A 19,076-nucleotide genomic window follows, 5' to 3' on the forward strand; every position below is an offset into this window, starting at 1 on the left:
ACGGTGCTGCAGATGGGTGATGCGATGGCGCGGGTCGACCTTCCATGGGTCTACCTGTACGAACTGGATAGCGTTCGAAAGGCTCCCTGGGAAATCGAGCTGGGCGAGCAGGCGCTGTTCGATGCGATCCGCCGGGGCCGGGTCGTCGTGGTGTCCATGAACCAGTTCGCCGCATCGCCGGTGATGATGAGCCTGCTGTTTTCGCGCGGCACCCATGCCGAGGGCGAGGAGCTGGACGAGCAGACGCTGCAGATCCTGTCGCTCATCCGCCAGGGCCAGATCGTCCTGGCGCGGTTCTCGTCGACGGGGCCCGCGTTCAAGGGCCGCGACGTCGCACGGGGCGTCGCCCGTCCCGCTGCCGACGCGGCGCCCGCGGTCCATGAATGCAGAACCATCACGCAGTACCTGCTGGAGGCGGCGACGAAGGACGGGTTCCGGTTCTCGTCCCTGCCGTTTTTGAATTACGAGAACGTCGCCGCGCGGCTGGCGGCGGACGGATGCGGCGGCGACGTCGCGCGCGACGTCTACCATGCGCTGATGGACTGCTTCTTCGATTCGATCGTGTTCGACGAACCCGAGCGTTTCCTGCATTTCGACAAGCTCTACGGCAACGGCGGCGCCCTGCCGTCGCCGCTGGATGCGGCCCAGGTCGAGCAGGCGGTCTCGTTCATCAGGATTCTGTCGGTGGTCGAACGCGATATGACCTACGTGGACGGATGCAATTCCGCGCGCGTCATCGGCATCGACGAGGCCGTGGAGCGCTTGGCCGGCGCGTGCGAGCGCTTCATCGAGGACGGCGGGTCGCTGGGCGCGGACGGCGCGGCGGCGGGGTGTGCCGTGGCGGAGGCGGATGTGCTGGAAGCGTGTGCGTTCGTGCGACGCATGGCGCGGTCCGCGTCTTCCGAGGGAACGCGCGCGCCCGCCACGAGGTCGGGCTACTACAACGCGATCGATGCGGAGCCGGGTCTGGGCCGCCGGGTCGCGCACGCCGCTCGATGCATCGTCGACATCGCGTACAACGCGACCGTCGAGCTGAACTTGGTGGGCCTGGACCCGCAGCTGGCGTGCGGTCCCGACGGGGTCGACGCTGTGAACAGGCTGAGGCGCTATATGGCCGTGCATCCCGCGGACGCCGCGTCCTATACGAGCTCGACGGTCGCGCAGTGCAAGGAACGCGTGCAGGCCGAAAGCGATCGATGCTGGACGGGCTTGGTGCGTCTTACGAGGGGCGTCGAGCTCTCGGGCGGACCGGGGTCGCGGGCGAGCCTGCAGGCGCCCGCGGGCCTTGCGTTCGATGCTGCGTGGTCGCGGCATGTGCGCCGTCGCTGGGCGCTCGAGGTCGTCTCGTTTCTGCGCGACGTGCTGCTGGCGGTCGCGGTCTCCACGGTGTCGTGGGTGATGGGCGGCGCGGGCGACGTGCTTACGTCCGCCTTTAACCTGGGCGTCGCGGGCCAGTTCGTCGTGCAGGTCATCGTGCTGACCATCGTGTTCGACCGCGTGTCGAACGCGTTCTCCATCCGCGATAGCGTGGAGGTCGACCATGGTTTGCGCGAACTGTACCGGACATTCAAGGCGTATCGTATGCGATAGCGCGACGTGCCGCCGCGAGGCGGCGGCTGTTGATAGGAGGAAGCTGGCATGGGCGATTGCATAGACCGCTACCTGCATCTGGTTGCTGCGCGTCCGGATCTATTCGAGTCCGAGGGCGGTTTTGCCTATGTGACGGACGAGGCGCGGCTTCGGGAGCGTTCGAGCGCCGAGGCCCCGTTGGGCGCCCTATACGAGGGCGCCTACCATTACCTGCTGGTCGATCTGATCCAGATGTCTGACGGCTCGCTGCTGCGCTACGAGCGATTCGTGCAGCGCGCGGCGGGCAGGGGCGTGGTCGTCGTGCCCGAAAGCGACGCCGGCATCGTGTTGTTGCAGCAGGAGCGTCCGTCTGCCGGAGGGGTCTTCTGGGGATTCCCGCGCGGTTTCGGCGAAGACGGCTTGTCTGCGCATGAGAACGCTCGCAAGGAGCTGACGGAGGAGCTCGCGTGCACGGCGTGGGATTTCGTCGAGCTCGGTTCGTTTGTCGCCGATTCGGGTGTGACGGGCGACCGCGTGGTGGCGTTTAGCTGCTCGGTTTCCGATGTCGCCCCGAAGACGGGGTACGAGGGGACGCTGGCGTGGCGCGCGGTTCCCTACGAGGAGCTGCGCGGCATGGTGCAGGCGGGCGCGATCGATGACGGCATGACGCTCGCCGCCCTACGCCTGTACGAGGCGGCGAAGGGCCTGGCGTAAGGGGCCCGGACGGCCGGCGCCGCGGGCCGCCGCCGCGGGCCGGCGCCGCGGCCGTGGGCGCGGGCGGTCGGCGGGTTCGCGCGTATGCTTTTGGCCCGTTTTCGGGCGGTCGGCGGGTTCGCACGTATGCTTTTGGCCCGTTTTCGGGCGGTCGGCGGGTTCGCACGTATGCTTTTGGCCCGCTATCGTGCTGCGTGACGGGCCAAAAGCATACGTACCTTAGAGACGATGGCCCGGAGGCGTTTCGAATGCGCGCGCCCCCTGCGCGGCGGCTGGCTGCCTGTACGCGTCGTAGGCGCGCCCGCTACATGAAGAGGGCGGCGAGCATGGCCACGAGCACGCTCGGCAGCATATTGGCCACGCGGAACGTCTTGCCCCAGATCAAGTCGACGCCGATGCAGAAGATGAGGATCGAGCCCACGGTCGACAGGTTGGCGAGCGCGGTCGCCGTCATGAGCGGCTGCAGGAAGCTGGCCAACAGGGTGAGGCTGCCCTGGAGCACGATGACGGGGATCACGGCGAAGATGCAGCCCTTGCCCATCGAGGCCGTCATGGTGCATACGAGCAGCGCGTCGATGGCGCCCTTCACCGCCAGGGTCGAGAAGTCGCCGGTGGTGCCGTCTTGGATGGCGCCCACGATGGACATGGCGCCCACCGCGACGGAAAGCGATGCCGTCACGAAGGCGTCGACGAATTCGGCGTCGCCGTTGCTGCGCGTGGCGTATTTGAGCCATTCACCGAAGCGGTCGATCTGGCGTTCCAGGTCGAGCACCTCGCCGATGAGCGATCCCAGGGCGAGGGAGCCCACCACCAGGGCGGTATTGCCCGCCGAGAGCCCGCCGTCTGCCAGGGAGAGCATGCCGGCCATCGCGCCCGAGATGCCTACGAACAGGATGGCGACCGCGGTTGCTTTGAGCAGGGTGTCCTGGATGCGCCCGTTGATGAAGCGGCCGAATGCCATGCCCGCGAAACCGCCGACGAGGATGAGCGAGACGTCGATAAGCGTGCCGAGTCCGATCATGGGTGTGCTCCTAACGCGTGCGCGCCGCCGGGAGGGCGGGCGCGGGACAATTGGTTACGTGCTGGAAGAGGGCGGAACAGCCTGCGACGACGTCGCGGTAGGTGGCGTCGAAGTCGCCGGTGTACCAGGGGTCGGCGACGTCGGCGGAGCTTCCCGCATATGCGAGGAGCTTCGTGCAGGCGCGCACGGCGTCGGCGCCGAGGATGCGGCGCAGGCCGCGCTCGTTTTCCTCATCCATATAGACGACGTGGTCCCAGCGGTCGAATTCGTCGCGCGAGATCTGCCGCGCTCGATGCGGGCCCACGGGTATGCCGACCTCCCGCAGCTTCGCCACGGTGCCGCGATGGGGTGGGTTGCCGATCTCCTCGCGGGAGGTGGCGGCCGAGTCGACCGTGAATTCGTCCTCGCGGCCGGCGCGCCGCACGAGCTCCTCGAATACGAATTGCGCCATGGTCGAACGGCATATATTGCCATGGCATATGAAGAGGATGCGGTGCATGGGGTTCCTTTCGCGAGGGGGTTCGGGCTCCATTGTACCGTGGCACGCCGCGTCGCGGCTCCACGCGGTCGGGCGGTAGCGGCGACGTGGCGTTTCGTGCGCCGGGGCGGTGTCCGCGCGGGGGCTCTCTATGGTTTTGTCAGCCATAGCGGCTTTCGTTTTTCAGCATGGTCCATCAGGGCGCCGGCGTCGCGCGCGACCGGCCCGCCGAGATGGGCGGGAAGCCGGGGCGGTGCCCGCGGGCGCCGGCGCCTACCTTGTGCGTATGCTTTCGACGTTGTGCGTATGCTTAGGCATTTGCACGTATGCTTTCGTGCTCGTTTTTACCGTTTTTCGCCCAAAAAATGGCGAAAGGCATACGTATGAGATTCGAACTGGCAAATTGCATACGTATGAGATTCGAGCTGGCAAAAAGCATACGCATGGTGTTTGGGACGGTTTCGAGCGGGGCGCGGCGGCTGCTGCGGCGCGTGTCGAGTGCATGGAGCGCGCGCCGCGCGTCGGTTCGGTCGTGTAGGATAGGGAACCCGACTGATTAGTGAGGAGATCGAGATATGGCCGATACCCAACATGTCGATGTTGCTTCCATCATGAATATGGTCGCCGCGCTCAACCCTGCCAACGCGGGCAAGTCGGCGGCAACGCCTGGTTCCGCACGGGGCGCAGGCGCCTCTGCGGGCGCGGAGGGCGAGGGCGTTCACGCGTCCGGTGCATGCGCGGCCGCAGGGACCGGACGCGCGAGCGGCGTCGTTTCGTCAGCCGAGACGGGCGCCGTCGCCGCTGCCGCTTCGCCTGTCCCGACGGCCGCGGCCGATGTCGCGCCGGCGGCCGAGCGCCTAGACGTGCCCGCCGAGGCGCCGGAGGCCCTCAAGGCGCGTATCGCCGCCGCGCTGGCAGCCGAGCTCGGCCAACCCGTATCGCGTATCGAGGCCGTGGTCGCGCTCATCGACGAAGGCGCCACCATCCCGTTTATCGCGCGCTACCGCAAGGAGGTCACGGGCGGGATGGACGACGTTGCCCTGCGCGCGCTCAACGACCGCTTGGCCTACCTGCGCAACCTCGAGCAGCGCAAGGCCGACGTCATCGACCTCATCAACATGCAGGGCAAGCTCACGCCGGAGCTTCTGGACGAGATCCGCTCGGCCACGGTGCTCCAGCGCGTCGAGGACCTCTACAAGCCCTATCGCAAGAAGCGCGCCACGCGCGCCTCGAAGGCCCGCGACGCCGGCCTGGAGCCGCTCGCCAACCTCATCCTCATGCAGCCCGCGCGCAGCGACGATCCGCTCAGGGTCGCCGAGGGCTATCTCAACGCGCCCGCCGGCTACGGCACCCCCGAGGCGGCGCTCGCGGGCGCGCAGGATATCGTGGCCGAGCTCGTGGCCGAAGACCCCGAGAACGTTGCCGACCTGCGCGCGTTCACGCAGAAGACGGCCGCCATCGAGTCCGAGGCGGTGGATGCGGACGAGAAGACCCCTTACGAGCCGTATTACGAGTTCGCCGAGGCGGCGCGGACCATCCCCAACCACCGTATCCTTGCCATCAACCGCGGCGAGCGCGAGGGCAAGCTGCGCGTGCGCGTGCGCGTGGACGGCGAGGCGGCGTCGAGCCGTCTGGTGGGCCGCTACCCGCGTCGCCGCGGCCCCTTCGCCCCCGTGCTGGAGGGTGCGGTTGCCGATGGTTACAAGCGTCTGATGGCGCCCTCGCTCGAGCGCGAGCTGCGCGTGGACCTCACGGTCCGCGCCCAGCTCGACGCCATCAAGGTGTTCGCCAAGAACACCGAGGGCCTGCTGCTGCAGCGCCCCGTGCGCGGCGCCCGCGTGATCGCGCTCGACCCGGGCTACCGCGCCGGGTGTAAGGTGGCGGTGCTGGACGAATACGGCAAGCTGCTGGACCACACCATCCTGTATCCCACGCCGCCGCGCCGCGATATCGCGGGAACCAAGCGTGAACTGGCCCGTCTTACGCGCAAGCACCGTATCAACACCATCGTGGTGGGCAACGGCACGGCGAGCCGCGAGACCGAGGAGGTCGTGGCTGCCTTCATCGCCGAGTCGGCACCAGATTTGCGCTATACCATCGTGAACGAGGCGGGCGCGTCGGTGTATTCGGCGTCCGAGCTGGCGAGCCAGGAGTACCCCGACCTTGACGTGACCACCCGCGGCGCCATGAGCCTGGGGCGCCGTTTGCAGGACCCGCTGGCCGAGCTCGTCAAGATTCCGCCGCAGTCCATCGGCGTGGGCCAGTATCAGCACGATCTCGACCAGGCGGAGCTGGGCCGCGCGCTGGGCAACGTGGTCGAGGACGTGGTGAACCGCGTCGGCGTGGACCTCAACACGGCGAGCGCGAGCCTGCTATCCTACGTGTCGGGCATCACGCCCGCGGTGGCGAAGAACATCGTGGCGTATCGCGAGGAGAACGGTGCGTTCACCGACCGTCGCCAGCTTAAGAAGGTGCCCAAGCTCGGGCCCAAGGCGTTTCTCAACTGCGCGGGCTTCCTGCGCATCGCGGGCGGTAAGAACCCCCTCGACGCCACCAGCGTGCACCCCGAGAGCTACGACGTGGCCACCGAGCTGCTGCATCGCGCGCACGTTGAGCCCGCGGCGCTGGCCGCCGGCGGCGTTCCCGGCATCGCCAAGCGCGTGGGGTCTCTGGGCGAGCTGGCGGGAGAGCTGCACTGCGGCGTGCCGACGCTGCGCGATATCGTGGCGGAGCTGGAGAAGCCGGGCCGCGACCCGCGCGACGATGCACCCGAGGTCATCTTCTCGCAGGCTGCCCGCAGCATCGAGGACCTCGAGGTGGGCATGGAGCTCAAGGGCACCGTGCGAAACGTGGTCGACTTCGGCGCCTTCGTGGACGTGGGCGTGCACCAGGACGGCCTCGTGCACATCTCCAAGCTGGCCGACCGCTTCGTGAAGCACCCCAGCGAGGTCGTGTCGGTGGGGGACACCGTGACCGTGTGGGTGACGGGCGTCGACCGCGCGCGCCAGAAGATCTCGCTCACCATGGTGAAGGGGAAGATGGACCGCTAGCCGAGGCCCCGGCGTAGCCCAAGGGGCCGGCCGCCGCCACGCGGGTTTCGAGCGGCGGGCGCGGTTGCGTCCCTAATGCGCGCCCTTCCTCATACGTATGGGTTTCGGCCGTTTGATGGCAGCAACGCGACCTATTTCCATACGTATAAAGAAGGCGCCGGGTTGCACGTATGGGTTTCGGCTGTTTGGCGGCAGCCATGTAGTCGAAACCCATACGTAAGGGGCGGGAACCCGAGATGCTCTTTCGATCTCGCACGGCGCGCAGCGCGCGCCGCATGCCAGGCGACGCGCGCCGAGCGGTGCCTTAGCCGAGGAGGCCGCTCGCAACGGATGCGAGGGCGATGAGGACGCCCACGATGGATTCGCCGCCAAGGATGCCGGAAGCGACGATGATGCCGCTCTCCTCGTGCGTGGTCTCGGGGCCGTCGACGGTGCCGGCGGCAGGGTCGCTCGCGGGCCGGTCGCAGCACCCGGCCCGACGTCCAGCGATGCGGTCGTAGGCGAACTTGACGAGTGCGCCCAACGCCGCGGTGAGCGACATGTAGAACGGCAGGTAGATGCCGAGACCGAGCATCATGGAGGGCACACCCAGACAGTACAGCGCGATGCCGCCGACAAGGCCCAGGGCGAAGGCGGGGACGCTGGGGATGCCGGAGACCATGGTGGCGACGACGCTCGCCTGGGCGGCCACGAACTGCTTGCCGGGACCGAAGGCATCTGCGCCGTAAGCGTGCATGAGCGCTGTCATGACGACGACCGATACCACGCATCCCAGAAGGGCGCCGATGGCCTGTCCGCGCCAGAGCGCGCGCGGGTCCGTGCCGATGATCGCGCCCGTTTTGAAGTCGCTCATCACATCGCCCGCAAGGCCGCAGGCGATGGCGACGACGGCGGCGACGAAGAAGAGCTTGACCTGATTCGACTCCCCCAGGGCGGCGATGGCGAGCAGCACGATGAGGCCGAAGATCTCCATGGGGTCGATACCCGTCTGGCCCACCGACTGGGCGCTCATGATGGTGGTGACGAACGCCAGCGCGACCACGACAAGGCAGGCGAGCGGGGACAGGCCGATGCCGAAGCAGACGAGCAGCGCTGCCGCGGCCGTTATGATGCCGAGCGCGCCCGCGTCGGCGCGACCCAGCCCGACCGCGAGCGTCGCGCGCCGGGCCTTCGATCCCCGGCCGCTGCCTTGCTGCTTTTCGCTGCGGCTCGACCCGCGTGCACCCGCGTTCGCGCGGCCGCGCAGGGCGGCGACGACCTTGGGCAGGATGTCGCGTGCGACCACGCCCAAGCCGGAGCCCATCATGAGGCCCATGCCCAGGCTCGATACGATGCCCTGCGCGCTCGCGACATCCCAGAGCCCCGCGGCGGTGCCGCCTACGATGATGCCGAAATTGCCCAGCAGGGCGCCGAGGAACCATACGGCCACGGCCGTGCCGCCAACCAAAAAGCCGACCGAGCACAGCATGGGGGAGTTGTAGAGCGCGAAGCTCACACCCGGGATGGGCAGAGCGCCGATCATGGTGGGAATCGCTCCCGCCAGGTCGCGCAGTGCGCACCAGATGCCGGCGAGCGCCATGGAGCCGAACAGCTTTCTGCCCGTCTTTCCGCCCGCGCTGCTGGCAAGCAGCGTCTCCGCCGCAGCGGTGCCGATGGGGTACTCCAGATCCGACTCGTCCACGAACCTGCGGCGGATGAGGGCCGTGCATACCAAGCCCAGCAGCGTGCCCGCCAGGGCGACTGCGAGCAGGGCGGACACGCCGACCTCGTCGGCGCGTCCGAGCATCCAGATACCCGGGACGGTGAACGCCAAACCGCCGGCGACCATCGAACCGGCCGACATGATGACCTGCGTGATATTCGCTTCGTTCAAACTCGTTTTGCCCAGCGCCCGCAGCACCACGAGTGCGGTGATGGAGGTGAAGATGGTGGGCCACGGGAGCGCCCCCATCTTGAGGGCGGTGTACACGGACGACGCCGTGATGACGATGCAGCCGATGCAGCCGACGACGATGCCGGCGACACTCAGCTGCGCGCGCGCCGATTCGCGCGTGCTCGATGAGCTCATGTTGTAACTCCTTCGTATATCCGCTCTCCCTGGTGGAGAGTCGGGTTACGGCGGTAAGGACCGCTATAGTATAGACTCGAACGAAACGAGCGAAGCGCTCATTTTGCACGGTCCTCACCCGCACGGCGTGCGCGGGCGAGGACGCTGCCGAAAGGGGTTGTATGGCTGAGCAGATGGATGCGCGCGGCGAGCAGCCGCTGGTGCTTACGGTGGATGTGGGCAATACCACGACGCGCCTGGGCGTATTTTGCACGGACGAGATCCAGGGTACGTGGGAGCTCACCACTCCTGCGAGCCTTACCGCCGACGAGGTGTACGCGCAGGTGGTCCGCGCGCTGGATATGCTCGGCATCGGGGTCCCGCACGATGCCATCCTGGCATGCGTGGTGCCATCGCTGACCGATGCGTGGCGCCAGGCGCTGACGCGGGCCTGCACGGGGCGCGTCTACGTGGTGGGACCGGGCTTGAAGACGGGCATCCCCATGCGCTGCGACGACCCGTCGGAGGTGGGTGCCGACCGCGTGGCCGATGCGGTGGCGGCACGGGCTTCCTACGGCGCCCCCGTGGTGGTGGTCGACCTGGGCACTACCACCACGATCGAGGTGGTCGACGCCGACGGCGCCTTCGCGGGCGGCGTGATCGCGCCCGGCGTGGCCCTGGGCGCCCGCTCGCTGGCGGCCGCCGCCGCGCGCCTGCCCGTTATCGAGCTGCGCGCGCCCTCTTCGGTGATTGGCCGCAACACCTGCTCGGCCATGCAGTCGGGCGTGGTCCTGGGCGAGGTAGCGCGGATCGACGGCCTGGTCGACGCCGTGATGCGCGAGCTGGGCGCTGCAGCCCCGGTGGTGGTGACGGGCGACGGCGCTTCCGGCCTGGCGCCGCTGCTGGCGCACGAGACCGTGCTGGATGAGGCCCTGACGCTGCGCGGCCTGCACACGATCTGGAAGTACAACGTGAAGTGGGGGCGGGGTGCCGCACGTGGTTAGGGTGGAACGGGATGCCTCGACGCGTCCGAGCGCGGGCGCGGTCCTCGAGGGCGGCGGGTTTCGCGGTATGTACACCGCCGGCGTGCTCGATATCTGGATGGAGAACGGCATAGAGGTCGATGCCGCGGTGGGCGCGTCTGCCGGAGCCGCCTTCGGCTGCAACCTGAAGTCGCGCCAGATCGGCCGCGCCATCCGCTATAACAAGCGCTTCTGCAACGATCCACGCTATGCGGGCCTGGGCGTGCTGCTACGTACGGGGGACCTGTTCAGCAAGGATTTCGCCTACCATACGGTTCCGTTCGAGCTCGATATCTTCGACAGCGAGGCGTTCGAGAAGAATCCCATGCGCTTCTCCGTCGTGTGCACCGACGCCGATACGGGCCGGCCGGTCTACCGTGATCTGCTGTACGGCGATGAGCGCGATATCGAGTGGATCCGCGCGTCCGCGTCGATACCCGTGGTGTCGCGCCCGGTCGAGCTCGAATACGAGGGGCGCACGCTGCGCCTGCTTGACGGCGGCGCCTCCGATCCCATTCCGGTGACGTGGATGCGGGCGCAGGGGTACGACCGATGCGTGGTGGTGCTCACGCAGCCGCAGGGGTTCCGGAAGGAGCATCAGCCGCTCATGCCGCTTATCCGCCGATCACTTAGGAAGTTTCCGCAGATGGCGGAGGTGCTCGATCGTCGGCATGAACGCTACAACGCGCAGCTGGACGAGATCGCGCGGTTCGAGGCGGCGGGCGAGGCGTTCGTGATTCGCCCGAGCGAATCGGTGAAGGTGCCTGCCGTGGTGAAGGACCCCGAGGTGCTCGAGGACGTCTACCAGGTTGGCAGGAGAGACGGCTTGGCGGCGCTGCCGGCGCTGCGGGCGTATCTGGGGCAGTAGGGACGGCCGTTGCGCGGTGCGCGACGAGAGGATGGATATGACGAATTCTCTGCAGGATGGCTTGCTGCTGGCAGTCGATGGGGGCGCTTCGTTCGAGTATGCCGAGCGCGTGGCCGCGTCGACGGGGGCGCGGATGGTCGCGGCCGATGGGCTCGAGGTGTATGACGGCTTGATGCTGCGATTGGGTGCCGGGGGGCTGTCGCTCGAACGCGGGGGCATGGTGCTGCGCGGCGATTTCTCCGATATGCTGCCCCGGTTGCGCCCGGCCAACCTCGCGCGCGAGCTGCTCGTGCGTGCCGCCAAGGTGAAAGGGGTGGCCGCACCCGTGGTGGCGGATGCCACGGCGGGCTTGGGGCAGGATTCGCTGCTGCTGGCGGCCGCTGGCTGCACGGTTGTGATGTATGAGAGCGACGCGGTGATCGCGGCCCTTCTGCGCGACGCGCTCGAGCGCGCCGCGGGCGATGGACGCCTGGCTTCCATCGTGGCGCGCATGACGTTGGTTGAAGGCGACAGCATCTCGGCACTCCCGCACCTGGCCCCTGCGCCCGACGTGGTGTATCTGGACCCCATGTTTCCCGAGCGCACGAAGAGCGCGGCGGTAAAGAAGAAGTTCCAGCTGCTGCACCATCTGGAGCGACCCTGTTCGAATCAGGAGGAGCTGCTGCGCGCCGCGCTCGCCGTTCACCCGCGCAAGGTCGTGGTGAAGCGCCCGGTGAAGGGACCCTATCTGGCGGACGTGAAGCCGAGCGGCTCGCTGTCGGGCAAGGCCGTTCGCTACGACTGCATCGTCCCGCCGCGCCCGTAGACCGGATGCACGGTCGGTTCTTGGTTAAATCCAGCCGATTTGCCACAGCGATGGCTAGCGTGTGGCCGAACGGGTACACATGGATGCAACGTGCTTCGGCGCAGGCGGTGCCGAGCGTGAGAGAAAGGGTGGCGCGCTATGTGCACCGGCATGCGTTTTTGCGATGCGAACGGATCCATGTACTTCGGCAGGAATCTGGATTGGACCTTCGACTACGGCGAGCGGGTGCTGGTGGTGCCGCGCGGGTTCGCCCCGGCGTCCCCCTTCGGCGCGACGCCGCGCGTCGAGCACGCGCTGATGGGCATGGGCCTGGTCGAGGAAGGCCAGCCCATGCTGTTCGACGCCGGCAACGACGTCGGATTGGCCGTTGCCGGGCTGAACTTCAACGGTTACGCGGCCTACGAGCCGGCGCCCGTCGAGGGCAAGGTGAACGTTGCCGCCTGGGAGTTTCCGCTGTGGGTATGCGCCAACTTCGCCTCGGTCGACGAGGTGGAGCGCGCGCTGGGGGACGCCGTGGTCGTGGATAGCTCGGTGAACCCACGGTATCCGTCGTCGCCGCTCCATTGGATCATCGGGGATGCGAAGCGCTCGATCGTGGTGGAGTACACGGCGGCGGGCATGCAGGTGTTCGACGATACGGTCGATGTGCTGGCTAACCATCCGGGCTTCGCGTGGCATGCCGAGAACCTGCGCAACTACCTCAACGTCTCGAATGCCTGGGGAGGGTCGGGTTCCTTCGGCGTGGAGCTCGCCCCCTTTGGAGCCGGCGCCGCCCAGCGCGGCCTGCCCGGCGACTACAGCTCTCCCTCGCGGTTCGTGCGCGCGGCCTATGTGAACGCGAACTATCCCGTCAAGGACGGCGAAGCGGCCAACGTGAGCCGCATGTTCCATTCGCTTTCCCAGGTTGCGATGGTCGAGGGAGGGGCGGTCTCCCATGACGGAAAGCTGGAGCGCACGCTCTATTCGAGCTGCTTCTCGGCGGCGACGCGTACGTATTATTTCAACACCTACGACGATGTGGCGCTGAGGTCGTATCGCCTGGATGACTATCCCGCCGAGGGCGGCGCGGTCATCGAGGCCTAGGGCCTCGGGCGCTCGCCTTTGCTGCATGGCGCGAATGCGCCTGGTACAGGATGGATGTAGGGAGAAGCCGCCCGCGTACGGCCATGTGGTCGCGCGCGGGCGGCTTCCTTGCGTCTACGGGGCGGGGTCGGTTTAGTGGTGGCAGGCGTGCTCGGGACCCATGGCGGCGAGCTCTCCCGCGGCGGCGCGTTGCACGACGTCGCCTACGAGCGGGGCGTCTGCATCGTAGAGCACCGTGATCCCGGCGTTCGCGAATCCCTGCATGGGGCGCATGCCCATGCCGGCGGCGACGATGGCGTCGATGCCGTGGTCGGCGAGGATGCCCACGGGGCGCATGCAGCCGCCCTCCGCGTGGGGCGGGTTGGCGATGACGTGCACGTCCGCGACCGCGCCGTCCTCGATGGTAACGATGGTGAAGCAATCGGCATGGCCGAAGTGGGCCGAGCGCTGGGCGTCGAGGCCGCCTTCACCGATGGAGGGAACTGCGAGCTTCATGTAGGAGCCACCTTTCGCTGATTCCGAGATGGTTGGGATGGCCCCATGGTAGCGCTCTTCGATCTTCGTTGCGAATGTGACGAAACCGTCAGGGCTGCGTAGGCAAAACCGATGGCTGCCGTGGTGCAGCGCTGCGACCATGTGCATGGGGGTGCGGCGAAAGGAGCCGCGCCTATCGCGGGAGACCGGGCAGAGCATGGGTTTTATGCTGCAGTTTTTGCGATGGATTCGCCAGGGCGCGTTCGATGTGCCCGCGATCTCGTTCGTGTTGGCGTCGCCCATCGTGGCATATCGCGATGAACGCGGTCTTCCTCGGCGCGCGTCCGGCGTGCCCGGTACTCGCGTTCGCGTTCGCGCCCTTGGCTATGCCCACGCTGGGCATCTTCTATCTGGCATGACGGCGTATGCCCTACGACTGCATCGGGTTGGTCGAAAAGGGCGGAACGCGCGGGTTCGGACGGGGATAGGCCGTGGAATCGCGAGGTTGCATGAATGGGTGGAGAGGAAGGGCGCTATCATGGGTGGGAAATAACCGAAGCTAACATTGTCGTCCGGGCGAGCGCCCGGGCGTCGCCTGCATGACAAGGGGAATCGGAATGCATCGAGAGAGAACGCGCGACAGGGGGGCCGTCCGCTCCGGGGATCGGGCCGTGCAGCGCACGGCGATGCCCGATGCGGCCGTCGCGGGCGGCCGCGTGCAGGATGCGGCTCCATCTCCAGGCGCCGCATCCTGCACCTGGCCGCTGCACCTGCACGCGCTCGAGATCGGGCACGATGCGGTGGTGACCGCGGTGGACTGCGATGACGCCTCGCTCCGGCAGCATATCCTCGATATGGGGCTCACACCCGGTACCGAGGTGACGATGATGAAGTACGCCCCCATGGGCGATCCGCTGGAGATTCGCCTGCGCGGCTACGAGCTCACGCTGCGCCGCGCCGACGCCGCGCGCATCTCGTTGGCCAACGTGCACGAGGCGCACGGAAGCGACCGCGCGAACGCGAAGATCGGCGATACGGAGCATCCAGCGCTGGGTGAGAAAACATACCGCCCGCGTCCCGGCGAGCATCCGATTCCGGCGGGCGAACCGTTGACGCTTGCCCTGGCGGGGAACCAGAACTGCGGCAAGACGACGCTCTTCAACCAGCTTACGGGTTCGAACCAGCATGTGGGCAATTTCCCCGGGGTGACGGTCGATCGCAAGGACGGCGTCATTCGGGGCCATGCCGAGGCCACCATCACCGACCTGCCGGGCATCTACTCGCTTTCACCGTATACGAGCGAGGAGGTGGTGAGCCGCAACTTCATCCTCACCTCCCGGCCCGATGCCATCGTGAACATCGTGGACGCGACGAATATCGAGCGCAACCTGTACCTCACGATGCAGCTGATGGAGCTCGACCGACCCATGGTGCTCGCACTCAACATGATGGACGAGGTGACCGCCAACGGTGGCGCCATCGACGTGAACCTGCTCGAGAGCATCCTGGGCATTCCCGTGGTGCCCATCTCGGCTGCGCGCAACGAGGGTACGAGCGAGTTGATCGAGCACGTCCTGCATGTGGCGCGCCATCGCGAGCGCCCCGGCCGGCTCGATTTCTGCGCTTCCCAGGGGCCGGATGGGGGCGCGCTGCACCGGTGCATCCATGGCGTGGCGCATCTGGTGGAAGATCATGCGCGTCGGGCGGGGATCCCGCTGCGCTTCGCGGCGACCAAGCTCGTCGAGGGAGACGAGCTGGTGCGCGAGGCGCTGGCCCTCGACCAAAACGAGCTCGAGGCGCTCGAGCACATCATCGCGCAGATGGAGGAGGAATCGGGTAAGGACCGGCTCGCCGCCCTCGCCGACATGCGCTTCGCATTTATCGGAGAGGCCTGCCGGCGTTGCGTGGTGAAACCGCATGAGAGTCGCGAGCATAAGCGCTCCGTGGCCATCGATCGCATCCTGACCGGTCGCTTCACGGCGTTCCCCGCCTTCATCCTCATCATGGGCCTGGTGTTCTGGCTGACGTTCGGCGTGGTGGGCGCCTGGCTGCAGGGGCTTATGGAAGAGGGCGTTTCGGCTTTGACCGCGTTCGTGGACGGCGGCCTGTCGGCCTGGGGCGTGAACCCGGTGGTGCATTCCCTCGTGATCGACGGCATCTTCGCCGGCGTCGGCAGCGTGCTGTCGTTCCTGCCGCTCATCGTGGTGCTGTTCTTGTTTCTCTCCATGCTCGAGGATTCGGGCTATATGGCGCGCGTCGCCTTCGTGATGGACAAGGTGCTGCGGCGGTTCGGCCTCTCGGGTCGCAGCTTCGTGCCCATGCTCGTGGGCTTCGGCTGCAGCGTCCCGGCCATCATGTCGACGCGCACCCTGCCTTCCGAGCACGACCGCAAGATGACCATCATGCTCACGCCCTTCATGAGCTGCTCGGCTAAGTTGCCGGTATACGGCCTGCTCGCGGCGGCATTTTTCGGCAGGGCATCGGTTCCGGTGATGGTATCGCTCTATCTCCTGGGTATCGTGGTGGGGATGGTCGTGGCGCTTATCTTCAAGAAGACGGCGTTTCGCGGCGAGCCCGTGCCGTTCATCATGGAGCTGCCGAACTACCGGTTTCCCAGCATGAAGACGACGGTCCTACTTGCGTGGGATAAGGCGAAGGACTTCATCACGCGCGCCTTCACGCTGATCTTCGCCGCGAGCGTGGTGATCTGGTTCCTGCAGACATTCGATTTCCAGCTCAACGTGGCGGCTGATCAGTCGCAGAGCCTGCTCGCCGGTTTGGGCGGCCTGCTCGCGCCGCTGCTCGAGCCGCTCGGGTTCGGCGACTGGCGTGCCTCCACGGCCCTGGTGACCGGATTGCTGGCAAAGGAGAGCGTCATCTCGACGCTTTCGGTGCTGCTGGGAACCGAGTCCGCAGCCGCCCTCACCGGGTTGTTCACGCCGCTGACGGCCTATGTCTTCCTAGTGTTCACGCTTCTGTACCCGCCGTGCGTGGCGGCAATCGGTGCGGTGAAGAACGAGCTGGGCGCGAAGTGGGCGCTAGCGGTGTTCGTCTTGCAGATCGGCGTTGCTTGGATCGCGGCCTGGCTCGTGCACCTGGCCGGCATGGCGTTGGGCCTGGCGTAGAAGCGCCCGCGCGATGCGCCGGTCGTCCGCCGCGGTTGACGATGTAGGGATATATACGGCAGCCTGCAGCGCGAGTTCGTGCTGCAGGCTGCTTTTTGCATATGGACGTTCCGTCGGACCCCGGGATGCTCGACGGTATTGCGGCGCTGCGCGCGGGTGCGCGGGCGGTGCGACTATGCTCGGAGCATGTCGCGCACGTCGGCTACGATCTGCGCGATGGACATGCCGTGCTGCGCGAGCAGCTCTTCGGGGGCATAGCGGTCGGGGAAGCCCGGCGCCTTGGAGATGCCGTAGCATTTCATGCGCAGCCCGGTGCGCGCGGCGACGGCGATGACCTGCTGGCCCCAGCCGCCTTCGACAACGCCGTCTTCAAGGGTGATGAGGACGCGGTGGGTGGAGGTGAGGCGGGCGAGCGCGGCGCGGTCGACGCTGCTGGCGAGCCGCGGGTTGACGACCGTGGGGGCGACGCCCAGCTCGGCTTCGACGGCGTCGGCGATGCGCTCGGCGTAGGGGAGGAAATCCCCCAGGCCCATGATGGCGACCTCTGAGCCCGCCCGCACGGTTTGGTAGCGCGGGATGCTCCAGTCGATAGCCGTGCCGGCCGCGGGCGCCAGATCGGGGCGTGAGGCGACGCCGGTACCGGGGACGCGGATGAGCACGGGGTGCTCGCGCTGCTCGATGGCCCAGCCGAGCATGGCCAGGTACTCCTCCTGGCAGGTGGGGGCCAGCGTCACGAGGTTGGGCAGGTTGCCCAGCATGGAGAGGTCGAAGAAGCTCAAGTGCGTCTCGGCGGTGGTGCCGAAGATGGAGGCCCCGAAATCCAGAATGGTTGCCGGCGCGTTGTTGAGGCAGACGTCATGCCAGAGCTGATCGTAGCAGCGCTGCAGGAACACGCCGTAGACGCCGAACACGGGCGATGCGCCCTGCAGCGCGAGGGCGGCCGAGCAGGTGACGGCGTGCTCCTCGGCGATGCCCACGTCGACGAACCGGCTGCCGGCTTTCGCGCGTCGCTGCTGGTCGAAGCCCATGATGTAGGGCGTTGCCGCGTTGAGCACGCAGACGCTCGGGTCGCGTTCGATGGCATCCATGAGGAAGGCGCCGGTTATCTCGGCATAGGTGTTGGGGGCTCCGTGCGCTCCGGCGGGCTGCATCGAATCGAGGTCGAACGGCCCCACGTGATGCCAGCGCTCGGGGTTTTCCTCGGCGGCGGCGAATCCCGCTCCCTTGCGCGTGTGCACGTGCAGGACGACCGGATGCGCGGCGTCGCGCAGCTCCTCGAGTGCGTCGACGAGCGCTTGGACATCGTTGCCGCGCTCGACGTAGCGGTAGTCGAGTCCCAGGGCGCGGAAGGGGTTGTCGGCTGCCTGTCCGTTCGTGGCGCGCAGCTCGGCCAGGCGCCTGTAGAGGCCGCCGTGGTTCTCGGCGATGGATTGGTCGTTGTCGTTGATGACGATGACCATGCCGGTATCGAGCTCGCCCGCGGCGTCGAGGCCCTCGAAGGCCAGGCCGCCCGAGAGCGCGCCGTCGCCGATGACGGCTACCACGCGGTATGTTTCGTGCGCGAGGTCGCGCGCCATGGCGATGCCGCAGGCGAGGCTGACCGATGTGGAGGTGTGGCCCATGGAGAACAGGTCGTATTCGGACTCGCGCGGATTGGCGAACCCCGATGCCTCGTCCGCGCGGTCGCGATCGAGGAAGGCGGCGGCGCGCCCGGTGAGCATCTTGTGCGCATAGGTTTGGTGCGAGACGTCGAAGACGATGCGGTCGCGCGGGGCGTCGAACACGTGGTGCAGGGCGACCGTGAGCTCGACCGCGGCGAGGTTGGATGCGACGTGCCCGCCCTCGCGCGCACAGTACGCGAGGATCGCGTGGCGCAGCTCGGAACAGAGCGTGACGAGCCCGGATGCGTCGAGGGCTTGCACGTCTGCAGGTGATGCAATGCGGTCCAAGATCATAGCGTTGCTTGTCGCTCCCATACTCGTTGGATAGACAGCCGGCCGAGGCGCATCGCCATGCCCGGAGGCGTGGGCGCGCGGGCCGCCATGGATGGAATGACAAGTTTCTCACAGGTATCCTGGGCGCGTGACCAGATTGGTGCGCACCGGCGCCGTGACAAATTCACTCCACACCCAAATGTAGCCGTATGCATGGGAGCTTGCAATTGCCGTCCGTGAGCGGACGGGGAGCGGTAGTGCATGTGAGCTGCGAAGACCAGGGGCGCTTCGCGTGGTTTCCATAAAAGGTTAGCTAAGGGAAACAAAATGACGCAAAGCTTGTGCCGTAGTGTAGGATAGGACGAACAGATCTAGGACCGGACGTGGGGTCGCGACGCGCTACGGCGAGCCGGCCCGGCGATAGGGGGCGTGGCATATGTATGACAACTCGCTTGCGTTGATGGGCAGCCTGCGCGATGCGGGCATCGATTATCGAAGCGATACGCCGATCGATGACGAGAACCTCGTCGATACCGTGCGCGTGGGATGGGAGGGCGCCCATCTGCCGGCGACGACCATCTTGCTGCGCGTGAACGATCGAGGGGCGCATCTGGAGGTCGAGAACCTGGGATGCGTCGCCCCCGGTCTGCGCGCGCAGGCGCTCGAGCTGGTCAACGCGCTCAACGGCGCCTATCGCTGGGTGACGTTCGTGCTGGAGGACGACGGCCGCTTGAGCTGCTCGTCCGATGTGTTCCTGGTGCCCGAGGTGGCGGGCCTGTTCGGCATGGCCGCGATGGGCCGCATGTTCGACACGCTCGACGAGGTCTATCCGCGCGTGCGGGCGGTGCTGTGCTAGCAGCTCGGGCTGCCGATGCGGACGGCGCGT

General features: G+C 67.3%; 14 protein-coding genes. 9 read left to right on the forward strand and 5 right to left on the reverse strand.

Translation table 11 applies throughout. From position 1 onward, the window contains the following. Positions 1–3 precede the first annotated feature (3 nt). Positions 4–1,590, forward strand: a complete 1,587-nt coding sequence (locus E4J93_RS06025) for a hypothetical protein (RefSeq protein WP_147588567.1) — start codon at positions 4–6, stop codon at positions 1,588–1,590. Between the two features lie 48 nt (positions 1,591–1,638). Further along, positions 1,639–2,283, forward strand: a complete 645-nt coding sequence (locus tag E4J93_RS06030) for an NUDIX hydrolase (RefSeq protein ID WP_147588568.1) — start codon at positions 1,639–1,641, stop codon at positions 2,281–2,283. Positions 2,284–2,587: 304 nt separating this feature from the next. Here the strand turns inward: E4J93_RS06030 and E4J93_RS06035 are convergent, their stop codons facing one another. Both E4J93_RS06035 and E4J93_RS06040 read right to left on the reverse strand, forming a co-directional pair. Next, positions 2,588–3,304 carry a DUF554 domain-containing protein gene (locus E4J93_RS06035; protein ID WP_147588569.1) on the reverse strand — a complete coding sequence of 239 codons (717 nt, stop codon included), beginning with the start codon at positions 3,302–3,304 and terminating at the stop codon, positions 2,588–2,590. A gap of 10 nt (positions 3,305–3,314) precedes the next feature. Further along, complete coding sequence (locus E4J93_RS06040) at positions 3,315–3,803, reverse strand: low molecular weight protein-tyrosine-phosphatase (RefSeq protein ID WP_147588570.1); 489 nt, start codon at positions 3,801–3,803, stop codon at positions 3,315–3,317. Positions 3,804–4,357: 554 nt separating this feature from the next. Between E4J93_RS06040 and E4J93_RS06045 the strand changes: the two genes are divergently transcribed. Continuing rightward, complete coding sequence (locus tag E4J93_RS06045) at positions 4,358–6,832, forward strand: Tex family protein (protein WP_255431940.1); 2,475 nt, start codon at positions 4,358–4,360, stop codon at positions 6,830–6,832. A gap of 304 nt (positions 6,833–7,136) precedes the next feature. On the opposite strand, the gene E4J93_RS06050 is transcribed toward E4J93_RS06045, so the two are convergent. Further along, positions 7,137–8,900, reverse strand: a complete 1,764-nt coding sequence (locus E4J93_RS06050) for an OPT/YSL family transporter (RefSeq protein ID WP_147588571.1) — start codon at positions 8,898–8,900, stop codon at positions 7,137–7,139. 161 nt (positions 8,901–9,061) lie between these two features. Between E4J93_RS06050 and E4J93_RS06055 the strand changes: the two genes are divergently transcribed. The 4 genes from E4J93_RS06055 (at position 9,062) to bsh (ending at position 12,657) form a co-directional block, all read left to right on the forward strand. Next, positions 9,062–9,883: a type III pantothenate kinase gene (locus E4J93_RS06055; protein ID WP_255431941.1), complete on the forward strand. Its 822-nt coding sequence runs from the start codon at positions 9,062–9,064 to the stop codon at positions 9,881–9,883. Next, positions 9,867–10,769 (forward strand): patatin family protein, encoded by a 903-nt coding sequence (locus tag E4J93_RS06060; protein WP_255431942.1) that lies wholly within the window; start codon positions 9,867–9,869, stop codon positions 10,767–10,769. The genes E4J93_RS06055 and E4J93_RS06060 overlap by 17 nt, the downstream gene beginning before the upstream one ends. A gap of 37 nt (positions 10,770–10,806) precedes the next feature. Then, complete coding sequence (locus E4J93_RS06065) at positions 10,807–11,574, forward strand: class I SAM-dependent methyltransferase (protein WP_147588572.1); 768 nt, start codon at positions 10,807–10,809, stop codon at positions 11,572–11,574. 138 nt (positions 11,575–11,712) lie between these two features. Then, the gene (gene bsh / locus E4J93_RS06070; protein ID WP_147588573.1) at positions 11,713–12,657 is read left to right on the forward strand and encodes a choloylglycine hydrolase; all 945 of its coding nucleotides are present in this window, start codon (positions 11,713–11,715) and stop codon (positions 12,655–12,657) included. 132 nt (positions 12,658–12,789) lie between these two features. Here the strand turns inward: bsh and E4J93_RS06075 are convergent, their stop codons facing one another. Beyond that, the gene (locus E4J93_RS06075; RefSeq protein ID WP_147588625.1) at positions 12,790–13,152 is read right to left on the reverse strand and encodes a NifB/NifX family molybdenum-iron cluster-binding protein; all 363 of its coding nucleotides are present in this window, start codon (positions 13,150–13,152) and stop codon (positions 12,790–12,792) included. A 743-nt stretch (positions 13,153–13,895) separates the two neighbouring features. Here E4J93_RS06075 and feoB point away from each other — a divergent pair. Continuing rightward, positions 13,896–16,256 (forward strand): ferrous iron transport protein B, encoded by a 2,361-nt coding sequence (feoB, locus tag E4J93_RS06080; protein WP_147588626.1) that lies wholly within the window; start codon positions 13,896–13,898, stop codon positions 16,254–16,256. Between the two features lie 173 nt (positions 16,257–16,429). On the opposite strand, the gene E4J93_RS06085 is transcribed toward feoB, so the two are convergent. Then, positions 16,430–18,211, reverse strand: a complete 1,782-nt coding sequence (locus E4J93_RS06085; RefSeq protein ID WP_147588574.1) for a 1-deoxy-D-xylulose-5-phosphate synthase — start codon at positions 18,209–18,211, stop codon at positions 16,430–16,432. Positions 18,212–18,626: 415 nt separating this feature from the next. Here E4J93_RS06085 and E4J93_RS06090 point away from each other — a divergent pair, with 415 nt between their 5' ends. Further along, a complete protein-coding gene (locus E4J93_RS06090; RefSeq protein ID WP_147588575.1) occupies positions 18,627–19,046 on the forward strand; it encodes a YbjN domain-containing protein in 420 nt (139 codons plus the stop codon). Positions 19,047–19,076 lie beyond the last annotated feature (30 nt).

Origin of the sequence: Collinsella sp. BA40 (genome assembly GCF_008014645.1) — a bacterium.
In the GTDB taxonomy this organism is placed as follows: domain Bacteria; phylum Actinomycetota; class Coriobacteriia; order Coriobacteriales; family Coriobacteriaceae; genus Collinsella.